Here is a 16,135-nt window from a genome sequence, read left to right as displayed (position 1 = left end):
AAGTATTTGGAGCGGGAAAAGAGATTCGAACTCTCGACCCCAACCTTGGCAAGGTTATGCTCTACCACTGAGCTATTCCCGCTAATTATCAATTAACTATCGTCAGTTGATGAAGGCGTATTATACGCAGTTTTTTTTAGGTGTCAATACCTATGACGAAAAAAATTAAAGTTATTAAAATAGGCGTGTCTTCTGGCCATAGATATATGTTATAACGGTTTATTATAATATGTATTCCAAAAGCTTTGTAGTACAAAAATAAGCTGGGACGCACTTTATAATTTAACCGTTATAACATTCACAATTATCAATACTTACAAAGATAAGTCATAAGGATAAAAAATGAGTCAACAATATACCATCGCTGATTATTTGTTTGATCGTGTCGCAGAAGCGGGTGCTTCTGAGATATTTGGAGTACCTGGTGATTTTAACTTAACTTTTTTGGATAACGTTCTTGCTTCTGACAAGCTGCGCTGGGTAGGCAACACCAATGAACTAAATGCTGGCTATGCTGCCGATGGCTATGCACGCGAGCGTGGATTTGCCGCCATGGTGACAACCTTTGGCGTGGGCGAGCTGTCAGCGATCAACGCGACTGCAGGTTCTTTTGCTGAGTATGCGCCGGTATTGCATATCGTAGGTGCACCAAGCACGGCGCTACAAGACTCAAAGCGCCGTATTCATCATTCGCTTGGCGATGGCGTATTCAATCATTTTATTAAGATGGTCGAGCCTGTGACGGTAGCCCGTGCGCAGCTTACTCCTGAAAATGCTGCTTCAGAAATCGATAGAGTGATTCGCTTGATTCTCAAAAAGCATCGCCCAGGTTACTTACTGTTATCACCAGACGTTGCGCGCCAGCCTATCTATCCACCAACGACCAAACTGATCGATAGCCAAGAAGATATTACTAGCCAAGCGGCATTATCAGATTTTAAGCAAGCACTAACCGAGTTTTTGCCAAATAAGACCACGACACTGATGGCAGATTTGATGGTGCATCGTTTGGGATTACAGTCACAGCTCAAAGCATTGATCGCTGATACCGATATTCCTTATACCACGCTATCTTGGGGCAAGACGCTACTTGATGAAAATAGCGATCGTTGGGCAGGCACTTATGCGGGTGTTGCCTCACGTCCAATTGTGAAAGATGCGGTAGAAAACTGCGAATGCCTCATCAAAGTAGGAGTGCAATATACTGATACTACTACCGCAGGGTTTAGCCAAGATATCAATGAAGATGTGGTCGTAGACTTGCATTATGAGCGTGCTTCTATCAGTGGTAAGAACTTTGCACCGATTGCGTTAAAAGATGCGTTGCAAGCCCTACATGAAGTGATGACCTCTGGCATTAATATCGTGCCAAAACCTTTCTGTGAAGAAGTTAAGCCACACGAACAAAAAGGTAAAGACAGTGAGGCTATCCGCCAAGATGACCTATGGCACATTATCGCTGACCGTTTAGATCACAATAACTTGGTGTTTTCTGAACAAGGGACGGCCTATTTTGGTATCAGTGATGTGCGCCTGCCAGAAGGGGTAACGTCATATGGGCAGCCGATGTGGGGATCAATTGGCTACACGTTGCCTGCCAGCTTGGGCGCCGCAATCGCATCGCCAGATAAGCGCAGTGTGTTATTGATTGGTGATGGTTCAGCATTGCTAACGATCCAAGAGCTAGCAGTCATGATTCAAGAGCGCATCAATCCTGTGATCGTCTTAATCAATAATGACGGCTATACGGTAGAGCGTGCGATTCATGGCGAAAACCAATACTATAATGATATTCCTAAATGCGATTGGCAAATCATGCCGCGAGCGTTTGGCGCGACAGAAGCGAATAGCCTACTACTCAAAGCAGAGACGGCGGGCGAGCTAAAATCTGCTTTCGACAAAGCTGCTGCGACTACTGATAAGCTTATAATGATTGAGGTAATTGCAGACAAGCATGATATCCCACCATTGCTAGCAGACATCAGCGCCGCATTAAAGCCAAAAAAGGACTAAGTAATTCGTAAGAGCTTACTGAACAAAAGTAACAGCCCCATTTAGCAACTTAGCTAAGTGGGGTTTTTGCATTTTTTTATCATATGGATTAATTAATCAGCGATTGCTCTTATGTCAGTTTGCAGACTTTAGTATCATGGCGGATTGGGCTACGTTCAGCCTTTATAGTCAACAGGAGATAGACACGTCGTGATTTGGTTAAAAATGCTTATCGGCGCCTTGATGGTACTGGCGATTCAAATGTTCGCCCAAACCCGATTTTTTTATTTGGCGGCGCTCGCGCCACTATTTCCCACTTTTACGTTAATCAGTCACTTTATCGTTGGTACTGAGCGCAGTCCTGCTGATTTAAAGGTCGCGTTGATATTTAGTATGCTTGGTGTCATACCGCATTTGATTTATACCTTTGTGGTGTTTTTTAGCATCAGTTATATGAGTTTATACAAGGCACTGCTATTAGGGGTGGTCGCTTGGACGGTTGCGGCTGCGATTCTGGTACTGACATGGCAATACATTCAGGGTTAAGTGATATTAAGACGTAAACTCTTTTAGCCTAGCAATGGCATTTTGTGGGCTTCACTTTAATATTTGAACTTTTTTTATTGAAGTATTTTTATTGATCTAGGGCGTGTCTTCAATTCACCCGATAGTCATCTAAATGGGCTAAAAATGGCTAAATCTTGCCAAACAGCGTCAAATAGCTGGTTAATATCCCGATATTATCTGCGCTATTTTTCTTGTTTGACGGCAATTTATCTCATTTTTATCACCATTTTTGAAATGAAGACACGCCCTAGTATTGGCTGCTAGTTCTGATGGTGATGCTAATATCATCATAAGTAATTGTCATTCATATTTTGAATAACGGCCGCTTATGATAGGCTCACTGGTGTAATATCTACTAACAGCAAGATAACGAAAACCCCATCGCAATCAATTACTATTCTTAATAATAAAAAATAGGGCTCAAAAAAAATGGATACCTTAAATATCCTGTATCTCGTAGGCGCAGTACTAATTTTCGCCAGTATCATGGCGAGTACATTATCGGCGCGCTTAGGCGTACCATTGTTGTTGCTGTTTTTGATAGTGGGTATGTTGGCAGGCGAGCAGGGTATCTTGGGTATTGAGTTCTCTCAATATGCGCTAGCCAATTTCGTTGGGCAGGCAGCCTTAGCCTGTATCTTGCTAGATGGTGGTTTACGTACGTCCTTTAAATCGTTTCGAGTAGGGCTAAAACCTGCGATTACGCTGGCCACGTGGGGCGTGTTGGTCACGGTCATGGTGCTAGGGGTCTTTGTCACTTGGCTGCTCGATGTCGATTGGCGTTTTGGTCTACTGATGGCAGCGATTGTCGGCTCAACCGATGCAGCAGCGGTATTTTCTTTATTACGTAATGGCGGTGTCAAGCTTAACGACCGTGTACAAGCAACGCTTGAACTTGAGTCTGGTGCTAACGATCCTTTGGCTATTTTGTTAGTCACTGGTTTGATTGCCCTAAATGTTGATCCTGATGGTCAGACAGTGTTCGGCTTTTTAGTTTTATTGCTACAGCAGCTGAGCTTTGGGCTAGGCATGGGCTTATTGTTCGGTTATTTCTTATCCCGATTATTGCCCAAGGTACATTTAGCAGAAGGCATGTACGCGATCTTAATCCTCTCTGCTGGCTTGGCTGTGTTCGCCGCGACCAATCTCATTGGCGGCAGTGGATTTTTGGCGGTATACCTCACTGGTGTGTTAATCGGCAACCACAAAGTGCGCTCGACAGAGCATGTCATGCGAGTGATGGACAGCTTTGCTTGGTTGTCGCAGGCGGTGCTGTTTGTGGTATTAGGACTATTGGTCACTCCATCAAACGTCCTCAATGTCTGGCATTATTCGGTTGCAATCGCGCTCTTTATGATCTTTGTGGCGCGTCCTATTGCCGTCTATACCAGTGTCAAACCTTTCAAATTTAAAGACAGAGAGATTGGGTTTATCTCTTGGGTTGGTTTACGCGGTGCAGTGCCTATTACCTTGGCAATTTTACCTGTCATGGCTGGGATAGATAACGCTTTTATGCTGTTTGATATTGCCTTTGGTGTCGTGGTTCTGTCGTTGGTTTTGCAAGGCACAACCATTCCTACAATGGCCAATCTATTTAAAGTACGCATTCCAACCAATAAAGACCCAAAAGAAGAACATGAGGTTTGGGTATCCGATAAGGCCAGTATCACGCTATATGAGTTTGAGGCAAAGTCGGGCGCATTTGCCATTGGGCGTCATCCTATGGGTATCTCCAAAGGTATCAATCCAGATGAAATCAGTGTATTTGCGCTAGTCCGTAATCAGCAAATCGTAGTAGTCGATGATAATACGAAGCTAAAATTCGGCGACAGTGTCTGGTATGCCATGAGAGGTAATCACGCGAGTAAAATCGCCAAGATTTTTAATGACACTACACTAGATCGCAAAGCTATCGATGATTTCTATGGCGATTGGTTGCTATCACCGAGTGTTAAGCTTGGTGATTTGCCGTTTTTTACAGGAATTATGGCATCTGAGACTCTGGTAAAAACACTCAAAACGTCTGATGAAGACAGCGCAAAAAACATGTGGGAGCAGACGGTGGCCGAGTACGTGAAAACACATTTAGGTACCGCGCCAGTGTCGGGCGATACTGTCGTAGTGAGTGATGAATGGTCATTGGTCATTAAGGAAGTGGGTGATAAAGGGAAGCTAAGAACCATTGGCCTAAAGTACCAACAACCGTCTGCAATAGTGTAATAAACCTAGTGGTATCTTATAACAAGTTCATCATCTTATTCAAAAAGTCAGCCGCTTGTTTAGGCTGATTTTCTCTATATGCCCAATGGTGCTCGACATCATAGCTTGCCTCATCAGGCAGCAGTATTTTCATCAGTCCCATACCCTCATAACGCTTCGCTAAATCACGCGGCAAGTAGCCAACATGGTGGCCTGCAAGGATAAGCTGCGCTGTCGCCTCCATATGATAAGTAGTCGCGCTTAACGTCTTGGGGCGAATATGATTGATATGATGCTCTACTACATAGCCTCTTTTTATCCACGGATAGTTCTGTTCTAAATCCTCAAAAGTTAATCCTTCTGAGTTGTAAAATAATCTATGCTCGCGTCCACAGCAGACCACTTGTTTTTCAACAAATGCTGGCTTAAAGGTCAGTAAAGGTGGAAAGCTGCCAAAATAACCCACACCAATGTCACTCTCGTTACTTAAGAGCTTTTCTAACATGCTTTCAGGGCTTTGTACGTCGATAGAAAAGTGTATTAACGGGTTATTACGGTAGCTATTGGCTAGACGTTGTCTAAGTGCATCATAAAAAAACTTGGGCATCTGATCAATCAAGCAAAGCCTGATGTGCCCGCCGTGAACTGAGTCTAATTGCTTAATATAGTGCAGCTGATGTTGAAAGCTGGCGACTGATTCGGTAAAGCCCAAACATGCCTCGTAAACAGCGGCACCGTCCTCTGTCAGCTTAAATCCTGCTCGACCACGATGGCACAGCGTCATGCCTAAGCGATCTTCTAAGTGGGTTAAGTGTCCACTGATCACAGAAGTAGTGACATTCAAGCGTGACTGAGCGGCCGTCACGCCTTGGCACTCTACGATAGCCATAAAGCTGCGTAGTGTTTTGATGTCTATCTTTATCAGTTCATCCAATATCAAAAGCGGCTCCTCATTTATTAAATCAATATCATCTTTTTTTAATCGATACTGCCTCTCATAAACTTCTGATAGTGACCTATAAGCGCACTTTACTACGAAAAAATAGAAGTTTACTTCTAAATTTTACCATGGTTCCTTCTCTTATATTTATGTATTGTCAATGGCATGTAGCAAATTGTGTACTTAAACCAAATAGAACAAGGAAGTAACTTATGACATTCAATCAACCATTAAGCGGCAATGATATGCCAAGATTTGGCGGTTTCGCTTCTATGATGCGTCTGCCAACTCAGGCTGATGCTGAAGGGTTAGATGTGGCGTTCGTTGGCGTACCTTTAGATATTGGTGCATCCAACCGTAGCGGTGCAAGATTGGGTCCTAGACAAATTCGTGATGAGTCAAGAATGATTCGTCCCTACAATGTGGCCACTCGCGCTGCACCTTTTGAGTCATTACAAGTCGCTGACATTGGCGATGTGCCTATCAATACATTCAACCTGCTAAAAAGCGTTGATATCATCGAAAAATTCTATACCGATAAAATCGTCAAACACGGCGCGATTCCTCTAACACTAGGCGGCGATCATACTATCGCGTTACCTATCCTGCGTGCCCTTGCCAAAAAACATGGCCCTGTCGGTATGGTACATATCGATGCTCATGCTGATATCAATGATGATATGTTTGGCGAAAAAATCGCGCATGGTACGCCGTTCCGCCGCGCTGTCGAAGAAAACCTAATTGATGGCAATCGTGTGGTACAGATTGGTCTACGTGGTACAGGCTATAGCGCTGAAGAGTTTGACTGGTCAACTGAGCAAGGATTCCGCGTGGTACCTGCTGAGGAGTGCTGGTATAAGTCGCTAACACCGCTTATGGCTGAAGTACGTGAAAAGCTAGGTGATGGTCCTGTCTATTTGAGCTTTGATATCGACGGTATTGATCCTGCATTTGCCCCAGGTACGGGCACTGCTGAAATCGGCGGCTTGACCTCTACTCAAGGTATCGAAATCATACGCGGTATGCGTGGCCTAGACGTGGTGGGCGGTGATTTGGTCGAAGTATCACCACCGTATGATCCATTCGGTAACACCTCGGTATTGGCGGCGAACTTATTGTTCGAGATGCTATGCATCCTGCCGGGCGTACGCTATGACGACAAGGTTAAAGCGGTTTACTAATCACCATCATTTATTACCTCTATAATGAGCAGCCTTTGCAGCCAGTAATTAGTGACTAATAATCGGTATGAAAGAAAAAATACAAAGGTTGTTTTGAGGTATTGATAATTATCTGAATATTCAGCGAAATTTTTTAGGATGACTGACCCATGACCAAATTGACGCAAACGCCTTCTCCTTTGATTGAAACTTCATCATTGACCTGCGGTGAGCTATTGGTGCAGTGGCTAGAGTACTATGGTGTAGAGACCGTTTTTGGTATCCCTGGTGTACATACGGTAGAGCTGTATCGCGGCCTTCCAAATACCAATATTCGTCATGTGACACCGCGCCATGAGCAAGGCGCTGGGTTTATGGCAGATGGTTACTACCGTGCCTCTGGCAAGGTTGGTGTATGCTTTATCATCACTGGCCCTGGTATGACCAATATTATGACGGCAATGGCGCAAGCACTGGCTGATTCGATACCGATGCTAGTGATTTCTAGTGTCAATAAAGTTAAAGACACGGGTAGTGGTGAAGGGCATTTGCATGAGTTGCATGATCAGCAAGGCATGATTAGTAAAGTAGCCTTGACTAGTAAGACCATTTGGCAACCTGAATCGCTACCAAAAGTCATTGCAGAAGCTTTTGCCTTATTTAACGGTGCACGTCCTGGCCCTGTACATATTCAGCTGCCTATCGATGTCATCACTGCTGATGCCAGCCACGTTGCTAAGCCGCCTAAGTTAAATGCTGTAGCAAATAGCGAAGCTAGTACAAATAATTTGAGCCTACCACAGGTCACAAGACCATTGCCGAATCCTACGCAATTAGACCTAATCGTGCAGTCATTACAAACCGCGAAAAACCCTGTAATACTTTATGGAGGCGGCTGTGTCGATGTCGATCAAGATGCACAACGATTGGCAGAGCTGATAGATGCGCCAACGTTTTTGACGATTAATGCAAAAGGCTTGCTGCCACCTGGTCATCCATTAAGTTTAGGTAGCAACCAGTCATTAGAAGCAGGCCGAGCCGTGATTACCGAGGCGGATTGGGTGTTAGCGATTGGTACTGAGCTTGGCGAGACTGACTATGATGTGTTCTTTAATGGTGAGTTCAAAATCAACGGCACGCTGGTACGTATCGACTGTGATGCCCAGCAATTGCAGCGTCCGTTTAGAGCAGATATTGCGGTACTGTCTGACGCGCAAATGGCGATTAGTGGTTTATGTAGTCGCTTAGAAGGTCAGACATTCGATCATCAAGCATTATCACGTGTCAATGAGGCAAAGCAAGCTATCTTGAAGGATGTAACGACAGACTTTGCGGGTCAAAATGCATTACTACAGCTGATTAGAGATGAAGTAGAAGATGTCATTTTCGTTGGTGATTCAACGCAGCCTGTCTACAGTGGCAACCTTGGCCTAGAAGCCTTGGCGACGCGTAAATGGTTTAATTCATCGACGGGTTTTGGCACATTAGGCTATGGTTTGCCTGCTGCTATTGGCGCCATGGTTGGCTCAAACCTACCTGTCGTCAGTCTAATGGGTGATGGTGGTATTCAATTTACGATTGCCGAGCTTATCTGCGCAGCCGAGCTTGAGCTACCATTGATCGTCTTGTTATGGAACAACCAAGGCTACGGTGAGATTCGTCGCTATATGGAAGAGGGCGGTTTACCACTGATTGGCGTCAACATCAAAACGCCAAACTTTGAGCCATTAGCAGCAGGGTTTGGCGCTGGCTATCGCAGAATCACCAATAAGCAGCAATTGCTAGACGCATTAAAGGTAGACACGAAGGGTAAACAACCAATCATTTATGAGATTGATGAAGCGGACGATTTTCTAAAAGAAATGGCTAAGACAGTGACTTATTTTAATTAACAGTAATACGGTCTTTAATGCTACGGATAATCACGAGACCGATAGTCACAGGTCTAAAAAACGACAAAAAAATGACAAACGCTGATTACGCAAGGAAGCACGTTCATGACGCCCAATGCTATAGAAATGTCAGAAAGTAGACATAAACACATACCGCGTTTGTTAACGGCGCTTGCTGCTGTCGTTGGTACGACCAATGTATTGACAAAACCTAGCCAACAGCAGTCTTATGTACAAGGTGCAATTGAGACTATCACAGACGCGACCGTAGCAGTTGTGATACCGCACTCTCTTGTGGCACTATGGCGCGTCATTAATATCTGTGCTGCTGCCGATGTGATTATAATTGCTCAAGCGGCCAATACAGGCCTGACAGGTGGTTCAACTCCGAATGGAGATTATGATCGTCCATTAGTCGTAATCTCTATGCAGTTACTAGCCGGTGTGCATTTACTCAACGATGCAGCAGAACTGGTTGCTTTGCCAGCCGCTACTTTGCAGCAATTAGAGTCCACCCTTGCGCCACTAGGACGTGAGCCGCATTCAGTACTGGGCTCTAGTTGTGTGGGTGCATCAGTGATAGGCGGCATCTGCAACAGCTCGGGCGGGATGTTGGTGCAGCGTGGACCTGCTTATACTGAGATGGCGTTATTTGCCAGACGCAATACCTCAGGAGCGTTTGAGTTAATCAATCATCTGGGACTGGATTTGGGGTCGCAGCCAGAGGAAATGCTAGAGAACCTGCAAGCTGGTACGTTTAATAAGGTCTCAAATAGTACGAGTAACAGTAAAGCCTGTACCAACCATCATTATCAATACAAAGTCCGTGATTGTGAGGCAGAGACACCTGCTAGATTTAACAATGATCCCAACGGTCTGTATGAAGCATCTGGCTCAGCTGGCAAGGTCATTGTATTTGCGGTGAGGGTAGCGACCTTTGCCAAGCCTAAACACGAGCAAACATTTTATATCTCGACCAACGACGCTGATACCTTGACCACACTCAGAAAACAATGGTTAAAAAGCGAGTTGAAATTGCCCGTGTTGGCTGAGTATATGCATAAAGACTATAACGACATTACCATGCACTATGGTCGAGACACTTGTCTGAGTATGCGTAAGCTTCCTGCTAGTCAGATAGGGACGTTATATCGACTGCAAGCAAAGATTGGCTACTATCTAGATAAATGGCATCTTCCAAAGACGCTGCCAGATCGGATACTGCAACTAACATCTAGGTTTATGCCGCCGTCATTACCAGCCACTTTGACCACGCAGGCACTCTCATATAAATACCATTTGATTATAAAAGTCGCAGATGGTTTTGATAACGACTTTGAACATGGCATTAATAGAAATTCTGATAAAGGCATTAATAAAGATTCTAATAAAAATGATGGCAACAATATCGCCACTGCGCAGGATTTTTTGCAAAATCATCTACAGCAATATCAAGGTGCGCTGCATGTATGCACAGAGCTTGAATCGCAATCGTTATTGGTATTTCGCAGTGCCGCGACCGCTGCCATGTTCCGTTATCATAATTTAAATCAAGATAAATTTGGCGAGCTGCTATCGACCGATATTGCTTTACCTAGAAATGCCGTAGATTGGGACGAGACTCTACCTGAACATTTACAAAAACAAGTCAGCAAAACTTTTTATTTGGGGCATTTTTTCTGTTATGTCATGCACCAAGACTATTTATTGAAACCTAAGACCAATGCCAAGCAATTCAAGGATGAGCTGCTGGTATTTTATGACCAACGTCATATTGAGTATCCTGCTGAGCACAATGTGGGGCATGTGTATCCTGCTAAAACTGAGCTACATTATTTTTATAAAAAACTGGATCCAACCAATTCGCTTAACCCAGGTATTGGTCAGACAGAGAAATGGAAAAACTGGCAATCATCGCCCATCAAGGAGAAGTTAAATGACGAGTTATATGGATAAGTCGCAGCAGCCGATTTTAGGGAATAATATGGTCGATCCAGAAACGCCAAAAGCAGGTCAGTGGCGAGCAGCAATGTGGAAGTTTTTGTTGTTTTCAGCATTGGGTATTGCGTTATTTATCATACCGTTCGAGTGGGATGGTAAAGTCACGATTTTATTAGGTGTATTGACCGATACGCTACAATCAGCCTTAGGTGGTTTTGTGACCTATATCACGATGGCGCTCGTGACGATATCCTTTTTTGGTGCGCTGGCCGTCAAAGCGTTAAAGCCAAATCTAAATGAAGGTTCGCTTGCTAAAAAACTCTTTGATGTTGAGTGGTTTTGGCTTGCTATCCGGTTTTTAGGAATGGCATTTGTTTGGATGATTTTTCTACAAGTTGGCCCTGAGTTTATTATCAATCGTAATACAGGCGGTGTCATTTTTGAGGATTTGATTCCTGTTTTGATTCCGTTGTTCTTCTTTGCCATTTTATCGCTGCCATTTTTGACTGATTTCGGCTTGATGGAGTTTTTGGGTACTTTAGCCAGTAAAGTATTTATCAAGCTTTTCAAACTGCCTGGTCGTTCTGCTGTCGATGCGATGTCTTCTTGGTTTGGTGCCGCGTCTATCGGCCTGCTAGTCACTATGCAAGAGTATGACAAAAGCTTCTATAGTCAGCGTGAAGCTGCCATTATCGCGACCACATTTTCCGTCACTTCTATCGCCTTTACCTATGTGGTTGCCAAAACCATCGGCGTAGACAATAACTTCGTTTTCTTTTATCTAACCATTGCGCTAACTGGTTTCATCGCTGCGATTATCATGCCGCGTATACCACCATTGTCACTTAAGCCTGATACGTATCATTCTGGCAAAAGCATGCTAGATGAAGGCATTCCTGCAGAATATACAACGTACCAATGGGCGGTCAATCGTGCGGTGACTCGCGCGCATTCTATGCCAAGCTTAGGTAAAGTGTTCAAACGCAGCTTACACAATCTGTTTGATATCTATTTGGGACTAATTCCAGTAACCTTCGCTATCGGTACGATTGGCCTTGGTTTAGCAGAGTACACGCCTGTCTTTAATTGGATTGCGACACCGCTTGTACCAGTACTTGAATGGTTGCAGATTCCAGAAGCGGCAAAAGCTGCACCTGCCATGATTATGGGCTTTGCAGATATGTACTTGCCAGCATTGGTTGGCAAAAGCATTGAAAGTGAGATGACACGATTCATCGTTGGAGCTGCCTCAATCACTCAGATTATCTATATGTCTGAAGTCGGTGCGCTGATTTTGAAGTCAAATATTAAGCTAAATGTATTAGAGCTATTTTTAATCTTTATCCTTCGTACGCTTATTAGTTTGGTAGTCATCACATCAGTGGCGCATCTACTGTATTAGTGGCGTGTCTAGTATTCACAAGGCATCTAGCCTGACGATAATATACAAATGGTCGGTTTTTCTGTAGTCAGTTAAACCGACCATTTAGCCAATGACGTTACGGACGTTACGCACATAAAGACAATTTGATCAAAAATATAAGGCGATTGACCATTATGGAAATGCTGAACTCTACAGATTTAACCAGAGAAACTGCCATACAAACGGCTCAAACCGAAGTTGTACTCAATGCCGCTTATATCAATGGTGACTGGGTTACGATTGAAGCGCTCGCGACTGATTCTGGTAATGCAAGCTTTGATAATACAAATAACCATGCGTTGTATGATCCAAATTCAGGCAATGTAATTGCAACGATGCGCTTATGCACCAGTGCCCATGTAGAGCAGGCAGTTGCAGCGGCTGATGAAGCGTTTGCTGGCTGGTCACAGACCACGGTAAGCGAGCGTGCCCGCTATCTAAATGCGATTGCAGAGTCTATGGAACAGCAATTTGATACCTTGGTTGGGCTGTCTGTATTAAACAACGGCAAGCCAATTGAAGAAGCAAAGATAGACGTAGGGGACGCCATTGCCTGCTATCGCTACTATGCCAATCTCATCACAGAGCAGGCAACGTGGTCTAAGGTCTCAACGCTTGAGTCAGGCATACGCTTGTTAAAGACATACTCGCCAGTGGGTGTTTGTGCGCTGATTACCCCTTGGAATTTCCCAATGGTGACGACCTCTTGGAAGTTGGCTCCTGCGCTAGCGGCAGGATGTACCGTGCTATTGAAACCGTCTGAAGTGACACTATTACCAGAGCTTATGCTAGGTAATATCTTATCTGAGATTGGCTTGCCAAAAGGAGTGGTTAATATCTTACCGGGTGCTGCTGAAGTGGGCACTGCTATGACCAGTCATCCGCTGATTGACAAAGTATCGTTTACAGGTAGTAATGTAGTCGGCGAAAAGGTCATGATTCAAGCAGCAAAAGGCATCAAAGACATCAGTTTAGAGCTAGGTGGCAAGTCTGCTATTGTGGTCTGCGCAGATGCTGATATTGATTACGCTTGCGATTTAATCATTGGTGGTATATTTACCAATGCAGGTCAGATATGCTCGGCCACGTCGCGTCTGATTGTCCATCAAAATGTCGCTACACAACTGTTTGATACGTTAAAAGTTAAAACGGAAAGTTTGCAAATTGGTGATGGTTTTGCGACAGAAACGCAAATGGGTCCATTGGTGAGCGAGCAGCAGCTGAATCAAGTTAAGAAATTCTTTGATATTGCGACAGCTGAAAATCTGAATTGCTTAACTGGCGGTGAGCTATTAGAAGCATCTGGCTATTTTGCGATGCCTACTATCTATACGGATGTGCCAACGACCAGCCAATTATGGATGGAGGAAGTGTTTGGCCCTGTATTAGTCTGTGCAACCTTTACTGACGACGCAGAGGCTATTCGCCTAGCTAATGATAGCAAGTTTGCTCTAGCAGCAACCATCGTGAGCGCTGATGAGACTGCCGCACTCGAGATGGCGCTACAAATAAAAGCCGGACATATCTGGATTAACGGGCAACAAATCGTACTGCCAGAAGCAGGCTGGGGCGGATTTAAACAAAGCGGTATCGGCCGTGAGTTGGGCGGTGATGGTTTGTCCGCTTATCAAAAGAGCAAACACGTATTACTAACCGATTAATTGGATTCCAATTAGATTATCACTAGCCACTGTAGAGACCATTTACTAGCTATCAGCATGCCTGTTGAATTATTGTAGAGTGATTATTGATAGCTAGGTCACGCTCTAGCATTACGTTTGTTTACCAGACCGTTTCTTATATTAACTTTACTGTCGCACCCATTCAGGATAAAATTGAGCAATCATTCAAGTTTTATAGCCGTGCCCATTTTTATATGAGGTCACGGCTTTTTAAATGGGGCACATTATGTCACGCACCGCACTTTACAACCGTCATGACGCCTTGGAGCGTGCGCTACAGCTTTTTTGGCAAAAGGGCTTTCATGCCACGTCTCTAAAAGACATCGAGCAAGCACTCGATATGCGCCCAGGCAGTATCTATGCCGCTTTTGGTAATAAAGAAGGCCTGTTTCAAGAGGCGCTAGAATACTATGCACGTCTAGGGTTGACTGAGCTTGAGCGAGTGTTGAGCCATCATAAAACGCCTTTATTAGGACTTGCCGCTTATATACGTCAGCTTGGCGGGATTCGTGATAAGGCGTTACCTAGCCGAGCCTGTATGTTGGTCAAGAGCTTACTAGAGCTGGGTGCGCGTGAGCAGACAGCGTTAACCAAGGTGGAGATGCTGCTGGCAGGTATGGAGACGCGATTCATAGAATGCTTTAAGGAAGCGCAGAGTGTCGGTGAGATGGATAGTGAGCTTGATCCGGTTAGACTTGGACGCCGCTTACAGGCAGAAGTCATGGGACTGCGTGCCTTTGCACAGCGTGACATAGAGAGCTCGACGGTACACGCCCTTGCTGAAGATATGGCTTTATCTATAGAAGCACTGCGACTGGACGATTCGGTAAATGTTTAGCGGTATGATGGTTGGGTTTTGATACGGCGTATATCTCTAGACGCTTACTTGATAGATTCGAGCTGTTTGAGGGTATGATACCCACCATGTATACGAGTAAAAATAGTAATAGCGCAGGCAGTAGCAAAGATGCCAGCAAATAGCACGAAATGCTGAGGCCAAATACAGAGGGCAATAAAAAGAGCAATAGTCTCGGTGCCTTCTGTAAGACCATTAAGATAATAAAAGCTCTTATATTTAAACTGTGGCTTGTCTAATTGAAACTTTTCTGCAGAAATCGCAAAGGCCAAAAAGCTCGAACCTGTCCCGATAAATGCTGCTAATAACAAGGCACCTGCAATAGCGTTTTGTGCAGGGTTGGCCAAAATAAACCCTAGTGGCACAGCGGCATAAAACAAAAAATCGAGGGTGATATCTAAATAACCGCCTGCGTTTGAGCTTTGCTGGGCATAGCGTGCCATTGCGCCATCCAGCCCATCAAAAATACGATTCAATATAATCACTGCCAGTGCGCCATACCATAGCTCAAACGCGAGGAGTGGCAATGCCAACATACCAACCAAGAATCCAGCTACTGTAAGCTGATCAGCCGTAATACCGAACTTATGCAATGTCGCTACTATCGGGGTTAGCAGCGGCTTGATGACGGGCGTAATAAATTTGTCTAGCATGCGAGCTGCCTTTTATATTTTGCTTGTTTTGATACTTTGACTGGGTATTTAGCGTTGATATTTGACTCTGATATCTAAAATTATCGTCCTACATAAATAACTTTGCCATTGGCTGCTTCAGCGTCACTTTGGTCGTGCGTGACCATAATAGCAGGCAACTTATGAGTACGAATCTGATCGAATACCAATTGTCGCGTATCCATTCTCAATTGAGTATCAAGTTTGCTAAACGGCTCATCAAGTAGTATCGCTTTGGGCTCACTCAGCAGCGTGCGCAGTAGGGCGACACGTGCTTGTTGACCACCTGATAGATTATCAGGATGACGATCTCCCATCCCCTCTAAACCCACTTGCGCTAAAGACTGCGCTATTTTTTTAACTCGCTGTTTTTTGTTTCCTTTTGGCATGGCAAAAGCAATATTGCCTGCGACTGATAGGTGCGAAAACAGCAGTGCATCTTGATACAGCACGCCAATACGGCGCAAATGCGCAGGCAGGTGAGTCACATTTTTATCGTTTAACCAGACAGTACCCGTCGCGGTAAAGTCACTCGCCAAAGTGCCTGTTAGCCAGTTGAGTAAACTGGACTTGCCACTACCAGAAGGGCCCATTACGGTTAGGATGTCGCCACCAACAATGTTCTCATTGATATTCAATAACTGCTCGTTTTGACGAAACAGCTGTAAGTCTTTTATCTGTAGAGATGATGGCATCAGGAACCCTTTATTTGCGTTTTTCATGACTAATTATTTGAATGTTTAATATTTTTAGCGGCTATTTTTTTCATAACGGCTGTTTTCGATACCTGATACTTTTCACAACTGTTCTTA

12 protein-coding genes and 1 tRNA gene are annotated in these 16,135 nt (G+C 44.4%); 9 read left to right on the top strand and 4 right to left on the bottom strand.

The genetic code is table 11. The features are described 5' to 3' along the window. Positions 1-7: 7 nt before the first annotated feature. Positions 8-82, bottom strand: a tRNA-Gly gene (locus CXF69_RS01395). Between the two features lie 260 nt (positions 83-342). Between CXF69_RS01395 and CXF69_RS01390 the strand changes: the two genes are divergently transcribed. The 3 genes from CXF69_RS01390 to CXF69_RS01380 all read left to right on the top strand — a co-directional run bounded on the left by CXF69_RS01390 (position 343) and on the right by CXF69_RS01380 (position 4,779). Beyond that, a complete protein-coding gene (locus CXF69_RS01390; protein WP_102078501.1) occupies positions 343-2,013 on the top strand; it encodes an alpha-keto acid decarboxylase family protein in 1,671 nt (556 codons plus the stop codon). Between the two features lie 189 nt (positions 2,014-2,202). Beyond that, entirely contained in the window at positions 2,203-2,538 is a 336-nt protein-coding gene (locus CXF69_RS01385) for a GlpM family protein (RefSeq protein WP_224737711.1), read from the top strand. 450 nt (positions 2,539-2,988) lie between these two features. Then, on the top strand, positions 2,989-4,779 hold the full coding sequence (locus CXF69_RS01380) for a potassium/proton antiporter (protein WP_102078499.1): 1,791 nt from the start codon (positions 2,989-2,991) through the stop codon (positions 4,777-4,779). Between the two features lie 16 nt (positions 4,780-4,795). Here the strand turns inward: CXF69_RS01380 and CXF69_RS01375 are convergent, their stop codons facing one another. Next, entirely contained in the window at positions 4,796-5,698 is a 903-nt protein-coding gene (locus CXF69_RS01375) for a LysR family transcriptional regulator (RefSeq protein ID WP_227511139.1), read from the bottom strand. Between the two features lie 212 nt (positions 5,699-5,910). Between CXF69_RS01375 and speB the strand changes: the two genes are divergently transcribed. The 6 genes from speB to CXF69_RS01345 all read left to right on the top strand — a co-directional run bounded on the left by speB (position 5,911) and on the right by CXF69_RS01345 (position 14,634). Continuing rightward, positions 5,911-6,879 carry an agmatinase gene (gene speB, locus CXF69_RS01370; RefSeq protein WP_057760617.1) on the top strand — a complete coding sequence of 323 codons (969 nt, stop codon included), beginning with the start codon at positions 5,911-5,913 and terminating at the stop codon, positions 6,877-6,879. Positions 6,880-7,028: 149 nt separating this feature from the next. Then, positions 7,029-8,750, top strand: a complete 1,722-nt coding sequence (locus CXF69_RS01365; protein WP_102078498.1) for a 5-guanidino-2-oxopentanoate decarboxylase — start codon at positions 7,029-7,031, stop codon at positions 8,748-8,750. Between the two features lie 105 nt (positions 8,751-8,855). After that, positions 8,856-10,706 (top strand): D-lactate dehydrogenase, encoded by a 1,851-nt coding sequence (gene dld / locus CXF69_RS01360; protein WP_102078497.1) that lies wholly within the window; start codon positions 8,856-8,858, stop codon positions 10,704-10,706. Beyond that, positions 10,687-12,093, top strand: coding sequence for a YjiH family protein (locus CXF69_RS01355; protein ID WP_102078496.1), 1,407 nt, complete (start codon positions 10,687-10,689; stop codon positions 12,091-12,093). Before dld ends, CXF69_RS01355 begins: the two co-directional genes overlap by 20 nt. A 155-nt stretch (positions 12,094-12,248) precedes the next feature. Beyond that, positions 12,249-13,775 (top strand): aldehyde dehydrogenase family protein, encoded by a 1,527-nt coding sequence (locus CXF69_RS01350; RefSeq protein ID WP_227543653.1) that lies wholly within the window; start codon positions 12,249-12,251, stop codon positions 13,773-13,775. A gap of 247 nt (positions 13,776-14,022) precedes the next feature. Beyond that, complete coding sequence (locus tag CXF69_RS01345) at positions 14,023-14,634, top strand: TetR/AcrR family transcriptional regulator (RefSeq protein WP_102078495.1); 612 nt, start codon at positions 14,023-14,025, stop codon at positions 14,632-14,634. 44 nt (positions 14,635-14,678) lie between these two features. On the opposite strand, the gene CXF69_RS01340 is transcribed toward CXF69_RS01345, so the two are convergent. Further along, positions 14,679-15,305 carry a CDP-alcohol phosphatidyltransferase family protein gene (locus CXF69_RS01340; protein WP_102078494.1) on the bottom strand — a complete coding sequence of 209 codons (627 nt, stop codon included), beginning with the start codon at positions 15,303-15,305 and terminating at the stop codon, positions 14,679-14,681. A gap of 80 nt (positions 15,306-15,385) precedes the next feature. Beyond that, entirely contained in the window at positions 15,386-16,045 is a 660-nt protein-coding gene (locus tag CXF69_RS01335; RefSeq protein ID WP_228706731.1) for an ATP-binding cassette domain-containing protein, read from the bottom strand. Between the last annotated feature and the right edge of the window lie 90 nt (positions 16,046-16,135).

This window comes from Psychrobacter sp. Choline-02u-9, from assembly GCF_002836505.1.
In the GTDB taxonomy this organism is placed as follows: Bacteria; Pseudomonadota; Gammaproteobacteria; order Pseudomonadales; family Moraxellaceae; genus Psychrobacter.
Note: the sequence above shows the minus strand (reverse complement) of the source record. Positions and strands in the feature narration are given on the sequence as shown.